Origin of the sequence: Sphingorhabdus sp. Alg239-R122 (assembly GCF_900537065.1) — a bacterium.
Taxonomy (GTDB): Bacteria; Pseudomonadota; Alphaproteobacteria; order Sphingomonadales; family Sphingomonadaceae; genus Alg239-R122.
Map to the genome: position 1 here is coordinate 278230 of NZ_UNRC01000001.1, position 20579 is coordinate 298808.

18 protein-coding genes and 1 tRNA gene are annotated in these 20579 nt (G+C 53.3%); 9 read left to right on the forward strand and 10 right to left on the reverse strand.

Annotation, left to right across the window (positions count from 1 at the left end; all coding sequences use genetic code 11):
* Positions 1-205: 205 nt before the first annotated feature.
* Complete coding sequence (locus G6Q15_RS01340) at positions 206-1042, reverse strand: inositol monophosphatase family protein (protein WP_164114789.1); 837 nt, start codon at positions 1040-1042, stop codon at positions 206-208.
* Between the two features lie 69 nt (positions 1043-1111).
* Positions 1112-1675 carry an elongation factor P gene (gene efp / locus G6Q15_RS01345; RefSeq protein ID WP_164114792.1) on the reverse strand — a complete coding sequence of 188 codons (564 nt, stop codon included), beginning with the start codon at positions 1673-1675 and terminating at the stop codon, positions 1112-1114.
* A gap of 263 nt (positions 1676-1938) precedes the next feature.
* Here efp and G6Q15_RS01350 point away from each other — a divergent pair, with 263 nt between their 5' ends.
* Positions 1939-2118 (forward strand): hypothetical protein, encoded by a 180-nt coding sequence (locus G6Q15_RS01350; RefSeq protein WP_164114795.1) that lies wholly within the window; start codon positions 1939-1941, stop codon positions 2116-2118.
* 12 nt (positions 2119-2130) lie between these two features.
* Here the strand turns inward: G6Q15_RS01350 and thiE are convergent, their stop codons facing one another.
* The 5 genes from thiE to tkt all read right to left on the reverse strand — a co-directional run bounded on the left by thiE (position 2131) and on the right by tkt (position 7953).
* Positions 2131-2763, reverse strand: coding sequence for a thiamine phosphate synthase (thiE, locus tag G6Q15_RS01355; protein WP_164114797.1), 633 nt, complete (start codon positions 2761-2763; stop codon positions 2131-2133).
* Between the two features lie 9 nt (positions 2764-2772).
* On the reverse strand, positions 2773-3660 hold the full coding sequence (locus G6Q15_RS01360) for a fructose bisphosphate aldolase (protein WP_205518058.1): 888 nt from the start codon (positions 3658-3660) through the stop codon (positions 2773-2775).
* Between the two features lie 64 nt (positions 3661-3724).
* Positions 3725-4918 (reverse strand): phosphoglycerate kinase, encoded by a 1194-nt coding sequence (locus G6Q15_RS01365; protein ID WP_164114800.1) that lies wholly within the window; start codon positions 4916-4918, stop codon positions 3725-3727.
* A gap of 15 nt (positions 4919-4933) precedes the next feature.
* Positions 4934-5941 carry a type I glyceraldehyde-3-phosphate dehydrogenase gene (gap, locus tag G6Q15_RS01370; protein WP_164114803.1) on the reverse strand — a complete coding sequence of 336 codons (1008 nt, stop codon included), beginning with the start codon at positions 5939-5941 and terminating at the stop codon, positions 4934-4936.
* Between the two features lie 44 nt (positions 5942-5985).
* The gene (tkt, locus tag G6Q15_RS01375) at positions 5986-7953 is read right to left on the reverse strand and encodes a transketolase (RefSeq protein ID WP_164114806.1); all 1968 of its coding nucleotides are present in this window, start codon (positions 7951-7953) and stop codon (positions 5986-5988) included.
* Positions 7954-8155: 202 nt separating this feature from the next.
* Here tkt and G6Q15_RS01380 point away from each other — a divergent pair, with 202 nt between their 5' ends.
* The 4 genes from G6Q15_RS01380 to G6Q15_RS01395 all read left to right on the forward strand — a co-directional run bounded on the left by G6Q15_RS01380 (position 8156) and on the right by G6Q15_RS01395 (position 9820).
* On the forward strand, positions 8156-8383 hold the full coding sequence (locus G6Q15_RS01380) for a hypothetical protein (protein ID WP_164114809.1): 228 nt from the start codon (positions 8156-8158) through the stop codon (positions 8381-8383).
* A 42-nt stretch (positions 8384-8425) separates the two neighbouring features.
* Entirely contained in the window at positions 8426-8767 is a 342-nt protein-coding gene (locus G6Q15_RS01385; protein WP_164114811.1) for a cell division protein ZapA, read from the forward strand.
* A gap of 229 nt (positions 8768-8996) precedes the next feature.
* Positions 8997-9596 (forward strand): 5-formyltetrahydrofolate cyclo-ligase, encoded by a 600-nt coding sequence (locus G6Q15_RS01390; RefSeq protein WP_164114814.1) that lies wholly within the window; start codon positions 8997-8999, stop codon positions 9594-9596.
* Complete coding sequence (locus G6Q15_RS01395) at positions 9596-9820, forward strand: DUF2842 domain-containing protein (protein ID WP_164114817.1); 225 nt, start codon at positions 9596-9598, stop codon at positions 9818-9820. Before G6Q15_RS01390 ends, G6Q15_RS01395 begins: the two co-directional genes overlap by 1 nt.
* A 33-nt stretch (positions 9821-9853) precedes the next feature.
* On the opposite strand, the gene G6Q15_RS01400 is transcribed toward G6Q15_RS01395, so the two are convergent.
* A tRNA-Asp gene (locus G6Q15_RS01400) sits at positions 9854-9930 on the reverse strand.
* Positions 9931-9979: 49 nt separating this feature from the next.
* On the reverse strand, positions 9980-11146 hold the full coding sequence (locus G6Q15_RS01405; RefSeq protein WP_164114820.1) for an AI-2E family transporter: 1167 nt from the start codon (positions 11144-11146) through the stop codon (positions 9980-9982).
* Positions 11147-11423: 277 nt separating this feature from the next.
* Here G6Q15_RS01405 and G6Q15_RS01410 point away from each other — a divergent pair, with 277 nt between their 5' ends.
* The 4 genes from G6Q15_RS01410 (at position 11424) to G6Q15_RS01425 (ending at position 19193) form a co-directional block, all read left to right on the forward strand.
* The gene (locus G6Q15_RS01410; protein ID WP_164114823.1) at positions 11424-12383 is read left to right on the forward strand and encodes a DUF11 domain-containing protein; all 960 of its coding nucleotides are present in this window, start codon (positions 11424-11426) and stop codon (positions 12381-12383) included.
* Positions 12384-12394: 11 nt separating this feature from the next.
* Complete coding sequence (locus G6Q15_RS01415; RefSeq protein ID WP_164114826.1) at positions 12395-12859, forward strand: hypothetical protein; 465 nt, start codon at positions 12395-12397, stop codon at positions 12857-12859.
* 107 nt (positions 12860-12966) lie between these two features.
* Entirely contained in the window at positions 12967-14028 is a 1062-nt protein-coding gene (locus G6Q15_RS01420) for a DUF11 domain-containing protein (RefSeq protein ID WP_164114829.1), read from the forward strand.
* A 62-nt stretch (positions 14029-14090) separates the two neighbouring features.
* Entirely contained in the window at positions 14091-19193 is a 5103-nt protein-coding gene (locus tag G6Q15_RS01425; protein ID WP_164114832.1) for a DUF11 domain-containing protein, read from the forward strand.
* Between the two features lie 104 nt (positions 19194-19297).
* Here G6Q15_RS01425 and G6Q15_RS01430 read toward each other — a convergent pair whose 3' ends face one another.
* Positions 19298-20578: a dihydrolipoamide acetyltransferase family protein gene (locus G6Q15_RS01430; protein WP_164114835.1), complete on the reverse strand. Its 1281-nt coding sequence runs from the start codon at positions 20576-20578 to the stop codon at positions 19298-19300.
* Position 20579: the final 1 nt, after the last annotated feature.

Sequence of the window (20579 nt, forward strand, 5' to 3'; positions counted from 1 at the left end):
TTTTTACGCACAACTGCGTCGCAAATTCTGCAAGTTGGTCGCACGTATCTGTGTTGGTGTGAGCGGCTGCCCCTGCTTCACTGCCCAGTATTTTCTAATTTGGGACATTGTGCATTGCTGAATACATGCGTCAAATCTGGGATGGCTCTGGCCATGACACCGAATATGTTGGCTGGGGCCGCGTAACATGGCCTGCTCCCAATCCCTATTCCGGCTTGGCCTTTGCCCGCAAAGCCCCTGCTATCAGTTTATGCAATTTTGAATGCAGCATGTCACTGGCTGCAATCATTTCTTGCCTGTTGATGGGCTGGTTCCCGCCGCGATAGTCAGTGACGAAACCGCCCGCCTCACGCACCATCAGCACACCTGCTGCTACATCCCATGGCTGCAGACCGCTTTCCCAGAAACCATCGTAACGCCCTGCGGCCAGCCAAGCCAGGTCCAGCGAAGCAGCACCAAAGCGGCGAATGCCGGCTACTTCAGGGCCTACGGCATTGAATATTTTTGACCATTCATCAAAATCACCATGTCCGTTAAATGGCGCACCTGTAGCGATCAGCGCTTCATCCAGGTAACTACGGCCCGAAATACGCAGGCGGCGTTCGCCCAACCAAGCACCGCGATTGGTTTCTGCCCAGTAACTCTCATCCGTGAGCGGCTGGTAAATCAGACCAGATGTCACATCACCCCAGCCATCATGCATTTCATTGGGCTGTTGCACAGCAACGGAAATCGCAAAATGCGGAATACCATGCAGGAAATTGGTGGTGCCATCCAGCGGATCGATAATCCAACGCGGTTTGGCGGGGTCACCTTTGATATTGCCGCCTTCTTCCAACACGAAACCCCAGTCGGGCCGTGCCTTCAAAAGCTCGTCATACAAGGTGCGTTCGGAACGCTGGTCGGCCTTGGACACGAAATCAGCCGGGCCTTTTTTTGATACCTGCAAATGTTCGACTTCGCCGAAATCACGGCGTAGGCGCTGCCCCGCCTTGCGCGCGGCGCGTTCCATAATCGCGATCAAACCTGAATGGGATGGCATAATTTTTCCTATGGGCCCGTTAAAGTATTAAACATATCAGGGCATAAATATATATTGCGTGCGAGAGGCTTAATCCGCCTTCTTCACATATTCGCGGGCATAAACATCTACAATTACGCGCGTTCCAGCGGCAATATGCGGCGGCACCATGACTTTCACACCGTTGTCCAGTACGGCGGGCTTATAGCTGGACGATGCTGTCTGGCCTTTGACCACGGCATCGGCTTCGACAATTTCCGCCTCAATCTGGTCGGGAAGCTGCACCGAGATCGGTTTTTCCTCATACAGTTCCAGCGTCACGTCCATCCCATCCTGAAGAAATTCGACCGCATCACCCAACAGGTCGGCAGACAGCATGATCTGTTCGTAATTTTCCTTGTCCATGAAAGTCAGCATGTCGCCATCAGCGAACAGGAACTGGAAATCCTTGGTATCAAGCCGCACCTTCTCAACTGTATCGGCACTGCGAAAACGGACATTTGTCTTACGGCCATCGATCAGGTTTTTCATTTCCACCTGCATATAGGCTCCGCCCTTGCCCGGCTGGGTATGCTGGATTTTCGCAACTTTCCAAAGTCCGTTCTCATACTCCAGGATATTGCCCGGACGAATATCGACACCACTGATTTTCATAAAATATCTCACATACCTGAAAAGAGCCTGTGCAGCAGCGATGCGCACAATGATTTGTGCCTGCGCTCTATAGCTGCATCAACGCGTTGGCAAGAGGGCAGCCATGGCAGCTGCAAGATTTTCATGACAGCATATGTTTGATAGATTCAGGTGATATGACCATTTCATCCAATTCCGACTTGTAAAATAATGTTATAAAGTGCCATAACTTGAGAAAATCTGGAATATATCCAGTCAGCCAAAGGGCATATGAGAGATAAAAGATGAGTGTATATCAGGCAAATCCAGCGGCAGGCATTTTCGGCAAACCCAGCAATTTATGTAATACTGCGCATAAACAGGGAGTTTCATTGCCAGACAGCGATGAATTTGAGGAAGATTATACCAGTTACCTCAAACGATTGGTAGCAGAGGCCAAGCGTAAGAAAACCGCGAAAGCTTGACTCCCTGCACACTTATGCACCCGCAAAAACCTCGTTAAATTCCCGTACCGCAATCGCCGGGCCATCCGCATGTTTCCACACACCTCCTGAAACCGCCAGAAAATCGGCCCCCGCCGCTATAAGCGGCCGTGCGTTGGCGACCGTTATGCCGCCAATGGCAACACAAGGTATCTCGACCATCCCCGACCACCATGATAGTAATTCATGGTCCGCCTGATGCTGCGTATCTTTCGTCTCGCTCGGATAAAACGCGCCAAAGGCAACATAGTCCGCCCCGGCCTCACCTGCTTCCAGTGCCAGATGACGGCTATCATGACAGGTGATACCGATCTGCACATCGCGGCCCAGACGTTCACGAGCCTCAGCGAGCTCACCGTCTCCCTGCCCCAGATGCACACCATCCGCGTTAAGCCGTGCTGCCAGCGCAATATCATCATTGACGATAAATGCGGTGTCATATTCTGCGCATATAGTCTGTAATGGTGCGGCAAACCGCGCGGCCGTATGCTGGTCCAACCCTTTCACGCGAAACTGAAATGCTGCGACAGGTGCCGCCGACAATGCTTCGCGCAAACGGTCCGGGAAATCACCGCCCGTTTCAAGCGGTGATATAATGTAAAGCTGACAGGCAGGATCCGCACTCATATGCGCCCCCTAGGTTGCAGACGCTTCGTAAATCTGCTCAATCGCGCCGCCCAGTGAGGCGTCAAAGTCGCCATCACCCATTTGGTGGCGCAGATCCTGGAGCAATGCACGGGAGAAGCTCGCAATCATACCGGGATTTTTGGCAAGCTCAGTGCATGCCTCATCACGTTCAAACCCGCCGGAAAGGGCTACTACGCGCGCCACACGCGGATGATTTACAAGCGGCGCATAAAGCCCGGCTTGCTCCGGAATGGAAAGCTTCAGCATAACCTTGCGGTCTTCGGGTAATGCATCAAGTGCCTTTTTTAGCTCCTCAAACAAAATGACGTCCGCCGCACCGCGTTCTGCACTCTTGATCGATACTTCAGGTTCGATAATCGGCATCAAACCATGATCCAATATACGCGATGCCACTTCAAACTGCTGCTGCACAATCCCCGCAATGCCGGCATGCGAAGCAAGATTAATCACCGAACGCATTTTTGTGCCGAAAATACCCTTTTCCTTGGCACGCTCCAACAACTCATCAAGGCCAGGTATCGGTTTCATCATCTGTACACCGTCAGCTTCATTTTCCAGACCCTTGTCGACTTTCAGGAACGGTACCACGCCGCGTTCCCACAACAGTTTGGCTACAGATTGACCGCCCGCTTCACCATCCATGGTTTTTTCAAACAGGATTGCGCCGATAACTTTCTCACCATTAAAGCAGGGCGCGGTGACAATGCGGCTGCGCATATCGTGAATAAGCGCGAACATCTCATCATCATTAGTATAGGCATCTTCTTCAACGCCGTACCCGCGAAGCGCCTTTGGCGTGGAACCCCCGCTCTGATCGAGCGCGGCAATAAAACCTGCGCCTTTTTCGATTTTTTCCATCATTTCGGAATTATGCATCACTATGTCCTCTTGAATGATTGGCCGTGACGACCAGAATATCTTATACTTCACCTAAAATATCTTATGTCTCTAACGCCTTTACGCCTGGCAATTCCTTGCCTTCCATCCATTCCAGGAAAGCTCCACCCGCGGTAGAAACAAAACTGAAATCGCCTGCTGCGCCTGCATGATTGAGTGCTGCGACCGTATCTCCGCCGCCCGCCACGGACACCAGAGACCCTTCACGGGTCAGCGCCGCCGCCGTTTGCGCCAACGCCACTGTTGCCCGGTCAAACGGTTCAATTTCAAAAGCGCCCAACGGGCCGTTCCACACCAGTGTCTTGCAGGTTTTGAGTACATCAGACAGTGCTTCCACCGCTGCCATACCAATATCAAGGATCATTTCGTCACTGCCCACTTCATGGACATTCACGGTGCGATTTTCGGCTCCTGCCGCAAATTCCCCTGCTACGACGACATCGTAGGGAAGGTGCACGGTGCAACTTGCCGCATCGGCGACATCCATGATGCGGTTTGCCGTATCGGTAAGATCATGCTCACACAGTGAGTTGCCCACATCCACGCCGCGTGCCGCCAAAAATGTATTGGCCATCCCACCGCCGATAATCAAGTGATCGACCTTGGCAACCAGATGCGTCAACACATCCAGTTTCGTGGAAACCTTGGCGCCGCCAACAACAGCGGCCACCGGGTGTTCAGGATCGCCGAGCGCAGCTTCCAGCGCCCTGAGTTCGGCTTCCATCGCGCGCCCTGCAAAAGCGGGTAACGCATGCGCCAGGCCTTCTGTTGTGACATGCGCCCGATGCGCAGTGGAAAAGGCATCATTTACATAAAAATCACCCAGCGCCGCCATTTGTGAGACAAGCGCCGGGTCATTTTTCTCTTCGCCAGGGTAAAAACGGCTGTTTTCCAGTACCGTGATGCTGCCATTGGCAAGCGCATCAATGGCGTGGCGTTCGGGCGATGCCAGAAAACCGATATGACGCCCCAGCACTTTTCCCAGCGCTTCTGCTACAGGGCGCAGCGAAAGATCTTCTGAAGCATGTCCCTTGGGCCGTCCGAAATGGGCGAGCACCAGCACCTTGGCATGGGCATCCGCCAGTTCGGTAAGTGTCGCCATGGTAGCGCGCAGCCGTGTATCATCGCTGACACTGCCATCATCATGCACCGGCACGTTCAGGTCTTCACGGACAAGCACCGGCTTGCCCGCAATGTCGTGCATGTCATCCAGTGTACTGAAGCGCTGTGCCGCCATTTCTCCGCCCCAGCCTTACAGCAGACCTGCCATAACGCCGGCAGTGTCGATCATGCGGTTGGAAAAGCCCCATTCATTGTCATACCAGCTCACCACACGGGCCAGTTTGCCTTCCATGACAGTGGTTTCCAGACTGTCGACTGTTGAGCTCGCGGGGAAATGGTTGAAGTCTGAGCTGACCAGCGGCTGTTCAGTATAATAGAGAACGCCCTTCATCGCGCCTTCTGACGCCGCTTTCAGTGCAGCATTCAGTTCTTCCGCCGAAGTATCGCGGCCTGGTGTGAACACGAGATCAATCAGGCTAACATTGGGTGTCGGCACGCGCACAGAGGAACCGTCCAGCTTGCCATTCAGTTCAGGCAGCACCAGACCGACAGCACGCGCCGCGCCCGTTGTGGTAGGAATCATGTTTTGCGCCCCGCCGCGCGCGCGGCGCATGTCAGAATGCATCTGGTCGAGCATACGCTGGTCATTGGTATAGCTGTGGATAGTGGTCATGAAACCGCGTTCAATACCCACGGTATCGTTTAGTACCTTAGCCACGGGGGCAAGGCAGTTGGTGGTGCAGCTAGCGTTGGACACGATGACGTCCTCAGCAGTTAGGTTGTCATGATTTACGCCATAGACTACTGTTTTTGTAACGTTTTTAGCCGGTGCAGAAATAAGAACACGCTTGGCGCCCGCATCAAGGTGTGGCTTGGCGGCCTCATGCGACTGAAAAAAGCCGGTGCACTCAAGCACGAGATCAATCCCCATCTCACCATGCGGCAATTTGCCGGGCTCGCGTTCAGATGTCACCGCAATTTTCTTACCATTGACCGTGATGCTGCTACCGTCGGTTGTCACTTCACCCGGAAAGCGGCCATGGGTGGAATCATATTGGAAAAGCAGTGCATTGGCTTTGGCGTCCGCGAGATCGTTGATCGCAACCAACTCAAGATCATGGTCATCACGTTCCAATATCGCGCGAGCGACGAGACGTCCGATTCGGCCAAAGCCGTTAATTGCTACTTTTACTGACATTATTTCAGCTCCTTAAATTCCAAATTTCATAAATAATGTAAACTTTAAACCAATACATCCCTGATTTTCTGCGCGACCTGCTCCGCCGTCAGGCCGAATTTTTCGAACAGGTCATCAATAGGTGCGGATGCACCAAAGCGATCCAGCCCAAAGCGCAGGCCGTTGCGGCCTGTATAGCGTTCCCAGCCCAAAGTGGTCCCCGCCTCTATAGATACGCGCAGCGACCCGTCTTCTGGCAATATACTGTCCTGATAAACCTGATCCTGTGCATCGAATAGCGACCAGCATGGCATTGACACGACTGCGGTAGTAACACCATCACTTTCCAGCTTTTCTGCGGTTTCCATTGCCAATGACACTTCAGACCCGGTCGCCATGATAGTCACCTGCGCCGTGCCATCAGCTTCTTTCAGCCGGTACGCGCCCTTTGCACATTGATTGTCGCTTTTTTCAAGCCGCAGCTGCGGCACACCTTGCCGTGTCAGCGCCAATACGGACGGCCTGTCCTGCGCTTTGAGAGCCAACTCCCAGCATTCGGCTGTTTCAATCACATCTGCAGGCCGGAAGACATGGACATTCGGCACCATACGCAAGCTCATGACATGCTCGATCGGTTGGTGGGTTGGTCCATCTTCGCCCAAACCAATGCTGTCATGCGTCATAACGTAGATAACGCGCTGCTGCTGGATCGCGGACAGGCGGATGGCCGAACGGCAATAATCGGTAAAGACCAGAAACGTTCCGCCATAAGGAATCACACCGCCATGCAACGCCATGCCGTTCATAGCCGCTGCCATGCCGAATTCACGAATGCCATAATACACATAACGCCCGGAATAATCATCTGACGTCATGACGCCCAGATCACCCGTTTTCGTATTATTTGAACCAGTTAAGTCAGCTGAACCGCCAATAGTTTCCGGAATGGCTGCGTTGATTTCATTCAACGCCATTTCTGAAGCCTTACGTGTCGCCACTTTTTTAGGTTCGGCAATCAGGCCATCCAGATAGCTTTCCAGCGAGAATGTATCTGGCAGCTCACCCGCCATACGCCGCGTAAATTCATCTGCCTGTGCATGGCCGGAAAGCTTATCTTTCCATGCAGCATGGGCATCACGGCCGCAATCGCCAAATGTGCTCCAGCTCTCCACAATGTCGGCAGGAACTTCAAACGGTGCATGCGGCCAATCCAATAGATCGCGTGCACCGGCAATTTCCTCTTCACCAAGCGGTGCACCGTGCGTCGCAGATGTACCCTGTTTGGTGGGTGCACCCTTGCCGATGATCGTTGCACAGGCGATCAGTGACGGACGCGGATCGGCAAGCGCTTCGTCTATCGCAGCCTTGATTGATGCCTCGTCATGGCCGTCACAATCTACGACATGCCAGCCTGTTGCCGCGTAACGTGCGCGGATATCTTCGCTGGTCGACAGGTCAGTCGCACCATCAATGGTGATCTTATTATCATCCCACAGCACATTAAGCCGCCCCAGCCCAAGATGCCCAGCCAAACCAATGGCTTCGTGATTGATACCTTCCATCAGGCAACCATCACCAGCAATAACCCATGTCCTATGGTCGACAAGGTCATCATCAAACCCGCTATTCAGGTGTCGTTCGGCCATTGCCATGCCCACGGCCATGGCAAGCCCCTGCCCCAGCGGGCCAGTGGTCAATTCCACCCCGGCAAGCTCGAAATTTTCAGGATGCCCAGCGCAGGGACTTGATAACTGGCGGAAATTGCGGATTTCATCCATGGTCGGATGTGCATATCCCGTCAGGTGCAACAGCGAATAGATCAGCATCGAACCATGACCAGCAGAAAGCACAAAACGATCACGGTCGGCCCAATCGGGCGCAGCCGGGTCGAATTTCAGGTAATCACGGTAGAGCACGGTCGCGACATCGGCCATCCCCATGGGCATACCTGGATGTCCACTATTAGCGGCCTGCACCGCGTCCATGGACAGTGCCCGGATGGCGTTGGACAAGTCATGAAAGGCTACTGTCATTGCGGATTATCCCCAAATTTGCGTGCCATGCCGTGCACAGCATCGGGCAAGGCCGATTCGCCCGTTCGGCCCTATCATTTGCGGGGCCGCGTAGCTGCCGTCAAGGCTAGCTTTCCCGCCATCAACAGAAAAGTTAACAGTTTTTATGGCTATCCACAGCTCAGGATTTGGAAAGGCACGATTTTCCTGCTATTTGTTAATTATGACTGATAGTTATACCGACAACGACCGCATGAATGCGGCACTGGAGCAACTTGAACGCGCACTGGGTCGTGTTGAGTCGGCTACGGCAAAATTGCGAAAAGACGCAAATGCTGCACCGCACACCAATGCAAGCGATGAAGAATTGACCGATTTAAAAAAACGTCACAAGATTTTACGTGATGCTGCTGAAAAAGCCATCAGCCAGATTGATCAGATTACTCAGTAGACCAGATTATTTAACCCGGATTATCGAAAAAGTGAGCCGACCATGCCTGACGTTTCCATTACCATTGCCGACCGCCAGTTCAAGCTGACCTGCGGTGAAGGTGAAGAACAGCAACTGGAAAACCTTGGCCGCGTGGTGGATGAAACCGCACGCAAAGCGGGATATAGCAGCCAGGCTCTGACTGAAAGCCGCATGCTGCTGTTCACTTCGCTATTGCTTGCTGATCAGCTGGATGAACTACAAAATGCGAAAGGCAGTGCGGTAAGCGCACCGCCGGCTCCTGAAACACCGCACGACAGCATTGCCGCCAAAGCGGTGGAAAAACTGGCCCGACGCATGGAAAAACTTGCATCATCCCTTGAGGAAACCGCTGGCGTCTCCTAAATCATGTCAGACGGGTACTGCTTCGTACGAGCTGATAAGAACATCCCTGAGGCGATATATCAAACTAGGGAGCTGTCCCTGACTGGACCGTGGTCCGGATTACATGGCCCCCACCTGACGTCTTGGCGTCAGAGGTTGTTCCTGCAAACGGCCAAGGCGGTCCCGTCACCCACCCTTTCCCGCGCATATTGCATGGATTTCAGCAATCTGGAGCATTAAATAGCCTTTCATGACAGAAACGCCCGACCTGAAACGTGCCTTGCGCCGTGAAATGCGGAAAAAGCGACAGGATTTTGTAAACGCTTTACCTGATTCCGTGCGCGCGCTTGTGTTCAGAGTGCCGCCACCTCCAGTGCATTACTTGATGCAGCAAGCGCGCTGTATAGGCATTTACATCGCCAGATCATATGAAGCACCGACACACCATTATACCGAATTCATGCACGAAAATGGTCTGCCTATGGCGGCGCCCTATTTTGCGGATAATGACAGTAAAATGGAATTCCGCAGCCACGGTTATGAAAACTCGCTTGAATCAGGGCCATTTCATATCATGCAGCCAAAACCCTCTGCACGCATCATCGTACCCGAACTTCTGATCGTGCCCCTTGTGGCCTATAATGGGCGGATGCAACGACTTGGTCAGGGCGGCGGGCATTATGACCGCTATCTGGCCGAAAATCCTGGCACCAAGACTATTGGTCTTGCCTGGACAGCACAGGAACATGACAATATTCCTGTGGAAGCACATGATCAACCACTTGATATGATTATCACACAGGCCAGCATCATCGAGGCTGAGCACGCTTCACGGGGAGAAAAACGGTAATGGAACCCACATGGCGTAAACCGGTTGGCATATTAGCGATTTTGCTATTAATCACCATTTGGTGTGTGCTGGTGGTGACAGTTGTCGGATGGATAGGCGGTATGCACGTTCTGCTGCAGATTTTGATCTATCTGGTGACAGGCATTATCTGGATATTACCGCTTAGACCATTGATGATATGGATGGAAACCGGGTACTTTAAAGCCCCGGAAGATAAACAATAACGATATTTTGAGGGAGGAGCACCACTGAAACAGTGGCGCGAGTGACGAGACTTGAACTCGCGACCTCCGGCGTGACAGGCCGGCGCTCTAACCAACTGAGCTACACCCGCATTACTGCTGGAGCGCGGCAATTAAGTGAGAGCCGCGCTGCTGTCAACATTAGTTTGAATTTTTTTCTCCATTAGCTGCATTTTTTTCAGATGCAGCCCCTCCCGGCCCGTGCTTTGTCAATGTTCCTGCTTCAAACAGGAAGCCAGCAATATCCGGCGTTCCGGCCGCGGCAATGACCGTCTGAATAATGATAAGCAGCGGCACCGCGAGCAATGCGCCCGGTGTGCCCCATATCCATGTCCAGAAACTGAGCGATATCAGTATCAGCAACGGGTTCACGGTAAGCCGCCGGCCAAGCACAGTGGGCGTTATGATATTTGCCTCAACAGCATTGAAACCAATCTGGACCAATGCGGGCAACATGGCCAGCCATAGGCTGTCAAATGTCATCAGTCCCCCGAGTGCAAGCAGGATTGCGGTCAATATCGGTCCCAGATACGGTACGAAATTGAGTAATGCGACAATGCCGCCCCACATGGCGGGAGAATCCATGCCTATCGCCCACAGTACAATCGCTACAGCTGCGCCCAGCATGATGTTGATGAATGTGATGGTGACAAGATAGGCCGATGTTGCCGAAACCACATTCTGGATAACGCGTGCCGTCGTAAGTGCCCCGGTAAAACTGCCCCTGCTGTTAATTGTGTTCTCGCGCAGCCGTGTCCAGCCTGACAGGAAAAAGAATATCACCAATATGACAAAGAACATCTGCACTGCGACAGTAGGCGCGGAACTCGCCACCAGATCCACTAGCGATGTGGGTGAATCCACCGTAACAGTCTGCATCTCTGCAACGGGGCCGGCTGTGATCATTTTTGCCGTGTCATCGATAAATTTTTGCAAGTCAGAATAAAACTTAATTAATGGTTCTAAATTATTCATAATTTGAGGTATTTTAGAAGGTAAATTTACAAACCAGTCCGTTGCCGGGACAATGATGAGCGCTAAGGCTCCATTTGCCACCAGCAGGAATAATATCACGCAGAAGCTTGCTGCCAGCGCGGAAGGTATCCGCCTCCGCTCAAGCCATTCGAGCGCAGGAACCAACGCAATGGAAATAACGATAGCAATTGTCATCGGCAGGAAGAACTCGGCTCCCGCCATCAGCGCAAAGGGCAATGCAATAATCAGCCCTACCCCGCCAATCAGCGCAAGCGATGCCAAAAGCCTGTCACGCCGAAGCTCATCATCATCCTGATTTTCGTCTTCTGTCATAAATGCCCGCTGTTAACGAAAAAAAGCCAAGGAATGTGTATGTTTTACGCAAGTTTACAACATTTCCCTGTTTACCAGTTTCGTTACCATGCCGCTAATACAACAAAAAATCCAGCTTTTCTTAGGGATAGCGGTATGTCTTCAATAGCTGACCCGAGCATTGGCCGTTAACCGTTTCTTGGGGTTTTTCTGGGATAGCATCCCTATGAACTACCAGAGATCAAAAAACTTACCCGCCATAAGATCCTCCCGCTGCCTCCCTGGCGGGCAATCATTGATGGCACCTTTTGCAGCTTTGCTGTTGCTGGGCGTTTCTTCACCAGCATTTGCGGCAGGAACGGTCGCAGGTACCAATATCGAGAATACGGCGACGGCAAGCTATGACGGCCCGAGTGGTGAAGTGCAGATCGATTCGAACACCGTTACAATCGTAGTTGACGAATTACTGGATGTAACCGTTACCTCAGCAGACCCCGGCGATGTCGCAACAGAGCCGGGCGCTGAAGACCAGGTCTTGAAGTTTACCGTCACGAATACAGGCAATGGCACCGAAAAATATACACTTACCCCTGACGTAGCACGCGGCGGTGATGATTTTGACCCTACCCTTGTATCAGTTGTTATCGATACAAATGGCAACGGCGTATATGATCCGGGCGTCGATGAAATATATGCCGCGGGGACAAACGACCCCGAATTGGCACCTGATGAAACAGTTACGGTCTTTGTCATTTCAGATATCCCAGCAGCCCCAGGAGATGGCGACCGCGCGGAAGTCAACCTGTCTGCAGAGGCAGAAACGGGCACGGGCGTACCCGGCACCAGTTTCAACGGACAAGGTGATGGCGGCGGTGACGCCGTTGTCGGTACAACCGGCGCCGACGATGATGATAGCGGCTTCTTCCTTATACAGGATGCATCCGTTGCTCTTGCCAAATCGGCTTCAATTGTAGATCCGTTTGGCGGCGACAGCGCCGTGCCCGGTTCTGTCATTACCTATACACTAGTTGCAACCGTTACCGGTAGCGGCACACTGACCGGACTGGCTGTATCCGATCCGGTACCCGCAGACACTAGCTACAATGCCGAAAGCATCACTCTGGAAGGTGCATCGCTCACCGACAGCGATGCCGATGCAGATGCCGGTTCCTTTGATGGTTCCGCCATTGCGGTTGAGCTCGGCGACATTCCGGGCGGCCAGACCCGCACAGTCACATTTCAAGTCACAATAGATTGAGGAGCAGCTTCATGAAACGCCTTATATTGACCCTGGCTGCACTATTATGCGCGCCTTACACCGCCATTGCAGCGGAAAGGGTCGAACTCAGCAGTGACGTCTATGTTGAAAAGATCTCGCACGATGCCAATGGCCGTAAATCGGTCGTGCTGGAAAAACCGCTCAAGGTAATTCCAGGCGACCGGCTGGTTTTCATCCTCAAATACCGCAATGTCGGTGATCAGGCAGCTGAAAACTTCGTGGTGACCAACCCGATGCCCAGCGCTGTCGCGTTTCAGGAAACGATTGACGGAACCGAACTGGTTTCCATTGACGGCGGAGAAAGTTGGGGGCGGCTCAAAGACCTTCGGGTCCGGATGGGCGGTGGTTACAGGAACGCAGTTCCGGAAGATGTCACACATATCCGATGGAATATTATAAATGGTATTTCAGTGGGTTCACAAGGAAAATTAACTTTTCGCGGGGTTGTCAGATGACTGCCTCAAAAACCGTAAATGGTGGCTGCGGGGACCTTGCCATCAACCGCGAGAAATGGGCGCGGAGCTTCCCATTCAATATCAATTCTTTATTCAGGAGAACAGCAATGACCAGTAAGCTGAAGTTACTCGTTGCCACTTCTGTCATCCCATTGGCCGTGTTGGGCGCAAATCCCGCATATGCCGAAGGCACGACAGCTGGCACCGATATCCAGAACGATGTGACCGTGTCCTATTCCGTGGGCGGGGTTGCGCAAACAGATGAAACGGCATCAGATACATTCAAGGTTGACCGCAAGATCAACCTGACGGTCGCCGAAACCGATGGCATCACGACCGATGTTGCTCCGGGTGAAACCGGCGCAGTTACAACCTTTACCGTCACCAATACATCGAACGAAGTGCTTGATTTCAATGTCTCTGCTTCGCAATTGGCAGGTGGCACGGCCGAGCATGGCGGTACAGACAATTTTGACATTACCGGACTGCAGGTGTTTGTCGATTCAAACGGTAATGGTGTGTACGATCCGGGCACTGACACGGCAACGTTTATCGATGAACTCGCCGAAGATGCCTCGATTGCGGTGTTTGTCGTGGGTGATATCCCGGGCGCACAGGTGACTGACGATGTTGCTGGTGTTGTCCTGACCGCGACAGCACGCGAAGGCGGCACCGCAGGCGGCGCGGTTGGCGCAGCTCTTACTGAATCCGCTGGTGCGAACACGACAGGCGTTGAAACCGTCTTTGCCGATGGCGCAGGGGAAACCGATGGTGCGCGCGACGCAGCATTCAGCGCGGGTGACGACTATACTGTTGCTGCGGCTGATCTGGCCGTAGTCAAGTTCAGCACTGTCATTTCGGACCCGATCAATGGCACAACCAACCCGAAAGCCATTCCGGGAGCAGTCATTGAATATTGTATCGCGGTGACCAACGCACCTGGCAGCGCAACAGCGACCGGTATCTCAATTTCGGATACCCTGCCCGCCAACATCACCTATGATGCTGGCTTTGGTGTCACCACCAACGGTACATATGACAACGTAGCTGGCACATGCAGTGCGGGTGCAGGTACAGGCACCTTCTCCGGCGGTGTTGTTTCAGGTACGCTGAACGACATAGCCGGCGGCGGTAACTCTGCCCTTGTGTTCCGTGCTACTGTGGACTGAGGCATATCTGATTGAAGAAGGCCGGCGGGAACACCCCGCTGGCCCCATCAATCCAGATGCTAATGCGCGCGTTAACCAAATATCTTAAGCCTTTGTTGCTGGGTCTGGCGGTGTTCTCCGCCCCCTTACCTGCGACCATGGCAAGCGCGCAAACGATCAGTAATGTTGCAACTGTCGAATGGGATGCAGGCGGTGCACGCCTGCAAAAACCGTCCAACCGCGTAGATATCAGCGTATCAAACCCGCCTTCAGGCAACCCTCTGACGATCACAACCTATCAGTTTGACAATCCACCCGGGGCGACACAGATACCGCTTCCAGGCACAATCTGCCGCGGCTCGTCAGGAAATATTCCTGTCGAGTTCCATGGCGTTTTTGCAGGCGTTGACATCAATCCTGCAAGCCTGAAAGCAACCACGCGGATCCAGGTAAATGAACCACTGATCATTTCGATCATGGCCGAGGACAAGAACCTTGATCCTACCGCCATTGACACGTTCGACATAACGCTGACAACGCCTGAAGGCGATATAGAGACCATCTCTGTTACAGAAACATCGACGAATGACGGGCGGTTTGTCGGTTATATCAACACCGTATCCGTACCCCCTAACCCGGTGCAGGGCGACTGTGTGCTCTCCGCACGGCAGGGCAGCACACTCACCGTCGACATATTGGACAGTAAGACGAGTGGATTGCTGGGTGAAGTTGATCTGGAAATTCTGATCGACCCGTTCGGTATCGTCTTTGACAGCGGCGATGGCGCGCCTGTATCCGGAGTAACCGTTACAATCATCAACAATGCGACCGGACAGGCCGCTGAAGTTTTTGGTGACGATGGTGTCTCTGCGTTCCCCAGCACAATCGTCTCCGGTAGCACGGTGACCGATAGTTCCGGCCAGACATATGATTTTCCGGATGGTTTTTACCGCTTCCCGTTTGTACGTGCTGGGTCCTATTCGATCCGGGTTGAACCGCCTGCGCCCTATACAGCGCCATCTGTCGTAACGCCGCCTGCTCTTGCCGGCTTCCTGCGGCCAGACGGTGAACCCTATATGATTGTTGATGGGTCCTATGGCGGCGATATTATACTCAGCAGCCCGGAAGCGGTGCGGGTTGATATTCCGATCGATCGCCCCGGCGCGCCACTGCAACTTACAAAAGTGGTATCCAAGGCTGTTGCTGCTCCTGGTGATGCCCTGCAGTTCCGTATTGCTGTGAAAAACAATGACAGGCGCCGCCCTACAGGCCTTGTCACAATCCGCGATGACTTGCCTATGGCACTCAAGCTGCGCCCAGCCACCATGCGTTACAATGGGGAAAGCATTACCGCAGATATCGCCCCCGATGGCGGCAGCTTCAGCATTACTGTACCCAGCCTTGCCCCAAATGGCAGCGGCCTTTTGACATATCTGACTGAAGTCCGTCCAGATGCCCAACCTGGCGATATAACCAACACAGCGACTGCCCACGACAATCTGGGTGCCACCAGCCCAGTTGGCGAGGCATTTGTCCGCATTACACGCGACGGCATCAGTGAACGTTTCACCATTATCGGCCGTGTCACCGAAGGTGCATGCACCATCGATCCACGCGGAGCATCCGGTATTGCTGGTGTCCGCGTCATGCTGGAGGATGGCACTTATGCCATTACCGACCATGAAGGCCGTTATCATTTTGAAGGCATCAAACCCGGCCTGCATGTTGTCCAGGTGGACCCATCCACCTTTCCGCTCGACCAGATGCCGGTTAATTGTGCACAAAACACCCGCACCGCAGGCAGCGACATCTCACGGTTTGTCGAAGGCCGCGGCGGTGCGTTGAAACGTGCCGACTTCCGTGCCCGTAAAACTGCGCTGCGCAAAGCACCTACTACACAGCAACAGGCAGAACGTCCTGCCTCAGTCAGCGATCAGGAAGCAGCAGGTGCAGAGCGCGATTGGTTTGCAGGGCAGGAACCAGGCATTGCCTGGCTGTTCCCGGAAGCAGACCATAATCCACGCGTCAAAGCCATCCGCGTCGCAATCAAGCATATGCCAAACCAGAATGTGGAACTGCTGCTTAACGGCAAGCCTGTTGATCCGCTCTCCTTTGATGGAACACGCAAAAGCAGCGACGGAAAAATCCGCGTAAGTATCTGGCGTGGCTTGCAGATTGATGATCGCAACAACACGCTTACCGCGAAAATCAAAAATCGCGGCGGCAATCTTGTCGAAGAATTGATCCGCAAAGTACATTATTCAGGCGCGCCTCTCAATGCGAGCTTCCTGAAAGAGCAATCTCTTCTGGTGGCAGATGGCATTACACGCCCGGTTATCGCTGTGCGCCTGACAGACCGTGACGGCAGGCCCGTACATCACGGCGCAACCGGCGCATTTGCGGTTCCCGCGCCTTATGCACCTGCGATAGAAGTAGATGCGCAGCAGGCTGAGCAGCTTTCGGGCCTGGAGCGGGCCAAGCCTGTATGGCGTATAGAAGGTGATAATGGGATTGCCTATATCGAACTCGCCCCGACAACAGCATCGGGAAGCGTCACTATCGAATTTCCGTTTCGTGATGGTGAAGCCGAACGCAGCCAGCGTGTCGAAACATGGCTGGACCCAGGTAACCGGCCCTGGACCGTCGTTGGTTTTGCCGCAGGCACTATCGGGTTCAACACACTTGATGAACGGCTTGAAACGCTGGCCGACAGTGAAGGTGACGTCAATGTTGATGGCCGTGTAGCCCTTTATGCCAAGGGCCGCATCAAGGGCAAATGGCTGATGACATTGGCCTATGATAGTGACAAGGAAGAAGATGAGACCCGTTTCCAGGGTGTGATAGACCCGCGCAGTTATTACACAATCTATGCGGATCGCAGTGAACAACGTTATGATGCAGCCAGCATCCGTCGCCTTTACCTGAAGCTGGAACGGCCACAATTCTACGCGCTGTTCGGCGATTATGAAACCGGTATCAACAAGCCTGAACTCGCCCGCTACCAGCGCGCTTTCAACGGTATCAAGGCGGAATATCGCAGCGAGCGAGTATCCGCAGTCGCGTTTGGTGCGGATACACCTAACCGTTTCCGCCGCGAGGAAATACAGGGCAATGGCCTTTCCGGTCCTTATGCGCTTGCCTCACGCGATATTATCCTGAATTCAGAACGCATCCGCATCGAAGTGCGCGACCGCTTCCGTTCGGAACGCATTGTGGAAAGCCGCAATCTGACCCGGCATATCGATTATGATATCGACTATCTGACCGGAACAATTCACTTTCGCGAGCCTATACTCAGTCGCGCAAATGGCCTTGATCCACAATTTATTATTGCTGAATATGAAGTGGATAGAGCTGGAAATAGAGAAATTAACGCAGGTGGTCGCGCAAGCTGGCGTAACGCTACGCAGCAGTTGCAGGTGGGCGCAACCGCCATTCACGACCGGGATGATGTCCAGAAAACCAACTTGATCGGCCTGGATGTCAGATATCGCCCCAGCGTCCAGACCGAACTGCGCGGGGAAATCGCTTATAGCGAAGCTAAAGGGCGTGGTGCGAACGCCGATGTTACAAATGACAGTAAAGCGGCCGCATGGCTGCTCGAAGCTGAACATCATGGGTCCAAATATGACCTGCTTGCCTATGTCCGCCGCCAGGAAAGCGGTTTTGGTGTGGGGCAGCTCAGCAATGCGGAGAATGGCACACGCAAATTCGGTTTGGATGCACGTGTACGCCTTTCCGATACGCTGACGTTTTCAGCCAGCGCCTATCAGGAAAACTTCCTGGTAAATGACGCGCGCCGACGCGCCGGCAATGCCGAAATACAGTATCGCAAAGGCGCGACATCGCTACAGGCAGGCCTAATCCATGCCGAAGATCGCTTGTCCGACGGTACAGTTAACCGCTCCACCCTTGGTAAAATAGGTGCTTCACAGCGTTTGCTGGACAATAAGCTGGAACTGAGCGCTAGCAGTGAATTTGCACTGGGCGGACAAGACGAGAGTGTCGACTTTCCTTCACGCCATACGCTTGGAGCACGCTACTCTATTTCTCCTGATATCAAAATCCTTGGCGCCTATGAAATTGCCGATGGCGAAAAATTCAAGACGCAGACCGCGCGCATCGGCTTTGAGGTTGCCCCATGGGATGGCGCGCGCTTTCTGGGCACCGCCAATCAGCAGGAGATCACAGAATATGGCCCACGCAGTTACGCAGCCTATGGTTTCTCGCAATCTCTGAGACTTAATGACAAATGGTCAGTAGATTTCTCACTTGATGGCAATGAAACCATCAGCGGCGGAATTGATACGGCCGATATCCTCAATCCAGACCAGCCTGTGGCATCCGGAGGCTTCCTGTCCAGTGCGGGCGCACTGACCGAAGATTTTATCGCTGTGACTGCGGGCGCCACTTACAGGCACAAGGATTGGAGCTGGGCTTCGCGCGCAGAATACAGAGCCGCCGAAACAGGTGAGCGCTATGGCTTCACAACCGCCGTACTCAGACAGATCGGCCAAGGCAGCGCCGTTGGTGGGCTTGTCAGCTATTTCAGTGCGGCACTGGATAGCGGTCCGCGGACTGAAACTACCAAAGCCGAGCTTAGCTGGGCGCATCGCCCGGATAACAGCAGGTGGTCATTGCTCGACAAGGTAGAGTTTCACGAGGACAAAGTGCGTGGCGCGGTTGCCGGTGAGGCGGGGCCGATTGGCGGCGCATTGCTGACAGTAGATGGCAATGTGACTTCACGCCGCCTGATCAACAGCCTGAGCGTCAACTATACACCGATTGATGAGCGCGATGGGGCCAACAATGCCACGGAATTTGTCGAACGCGGTGAATATAGCCTATTTTGGGGTACGCGCTATGTCTTTGACAGATTTGGTGAGGACGATATCGTGGGCTGGAGCAATGTAATAGGCTTGGACGCGCGTTTTGACCTTAGCGATACCATTGATGTCGGCGGCGCCAGCACCGTACGCTTCGGCACGAAGGGCACAACTATTGCCTATAGCGGCGGCCCGACCGTTGGTGTGACGCCGTTCAAGAATGCCTATGTCTCCGCCGGCTATAACTTTGTGGGCTTTGAAGACCGCGATTTTGAGGAAAGCCGCTATACGCGCAGCGGGCCCTTTATCACCTTCCGTTTGAAATTTGATCAGGAGAGCTTGAGTTCTCTTGGGTTATAATATTTCTATATTATAGTTGTTTATCTGCATAAGCTCATAAGGAAAATCCGAATTAACGACTTTTTCATATTGATTAACCCAGATACCCACTGCGTAACCAAATTTTAATCCGAGAAGATCAGAACCGGCTTCTCTATCACCCGCTTCAGCGCCTGAACAAAGCTTGCGGCATCGTAACCATCAACGACGCGGTGATCACACGAGATGGACAAATTCATCATTTTGCGAACCTGCAACTCGCCATCAACAATAACCGGGCGTTCAACAATCTTGTTCGGGCCTATAATGGCGACTTCCGGACGGTTGATAACAGGTGTCGTGGCAATACCGCCCAGCGGGCCAAGCGATGTAATGGTGAGCGTACCGCCTGTCAGGTCATCTGTTGTCGCACTGCCATCACGTGCCGCTTCGCTAAGCCGTGCAATATCTTGTGCCAGTTGCCATACATTCCTGTCCTGCGCATTTTTAATGACTGGAACCTTCAGGCCAGAGTCAGTCTGTGTCGCCATGCCCAGATGAATGGCACCGTGGCGGGTCACATGCCCTGCCTCATCATCATAGAGAGCATTGATCATAGGGAAATCGGGGATTGTCCGCGCAATGGCAACTATCATAAGCGGAAGAACGGTCAGTTTCGGACGATTGCCACGCGACGCATTCAGATCGGCACGGATATCCTCCAGTGCGGTGACGTCAATTTCATCTACATAGGAAAAATGCGGGATATTGCGCTTTGAAGCCGCCATATTCTCGGCAATCTTGCGGCGTAGGCCAATTACCTTGACCTTCTCATCTTCGCGTTTGCGCCATGCACCCACAGGTTGATATCCCTGTCCGCTGCCATAAGCGAGATAGGCATCCAGATCGGCATGACGAATATGTTCACCCTGCGCTTTCACCTGTGACAGGTCCACGCCAAGGTTCTTCGCGCGCGCGCGAACCGCAGGCGTTGCCTTTACCGGCTTACTAACTGTTTCTTGCGCTTCGGGTTCGGCTGTTGAAGGAACTGGAGCAGGTTCTGGCGCAGCGGTTGATTCTGCGGTCAGCTTTTCGGGCGCGCCGTCCTCTTTGGCAGGTACCGTTTCTTTAACTTCAGTCGCCGGCTTTTTTGGGGTTTTTTCTTCCGTTCCGTCAGCATCATCGCCTTCGGTTTCAATCTCAACCAGCATCGAACCGATTGCGATCACATCGCCTTCTTCACCGGCAACGGCCACAATCTTGCCATCCACGGGCGCTTCCATTTCGACAGTCGCCTTATCGGTCATCATGTCGGCAATCTGCTGGTCTTCCTCGACCATATCACCTACTTTAACGTGCCATGCGACGATTTCCGCTTCGGCAATACCTTCGCCAATATCCGGCAGATTGAATATATATTTGCCCATG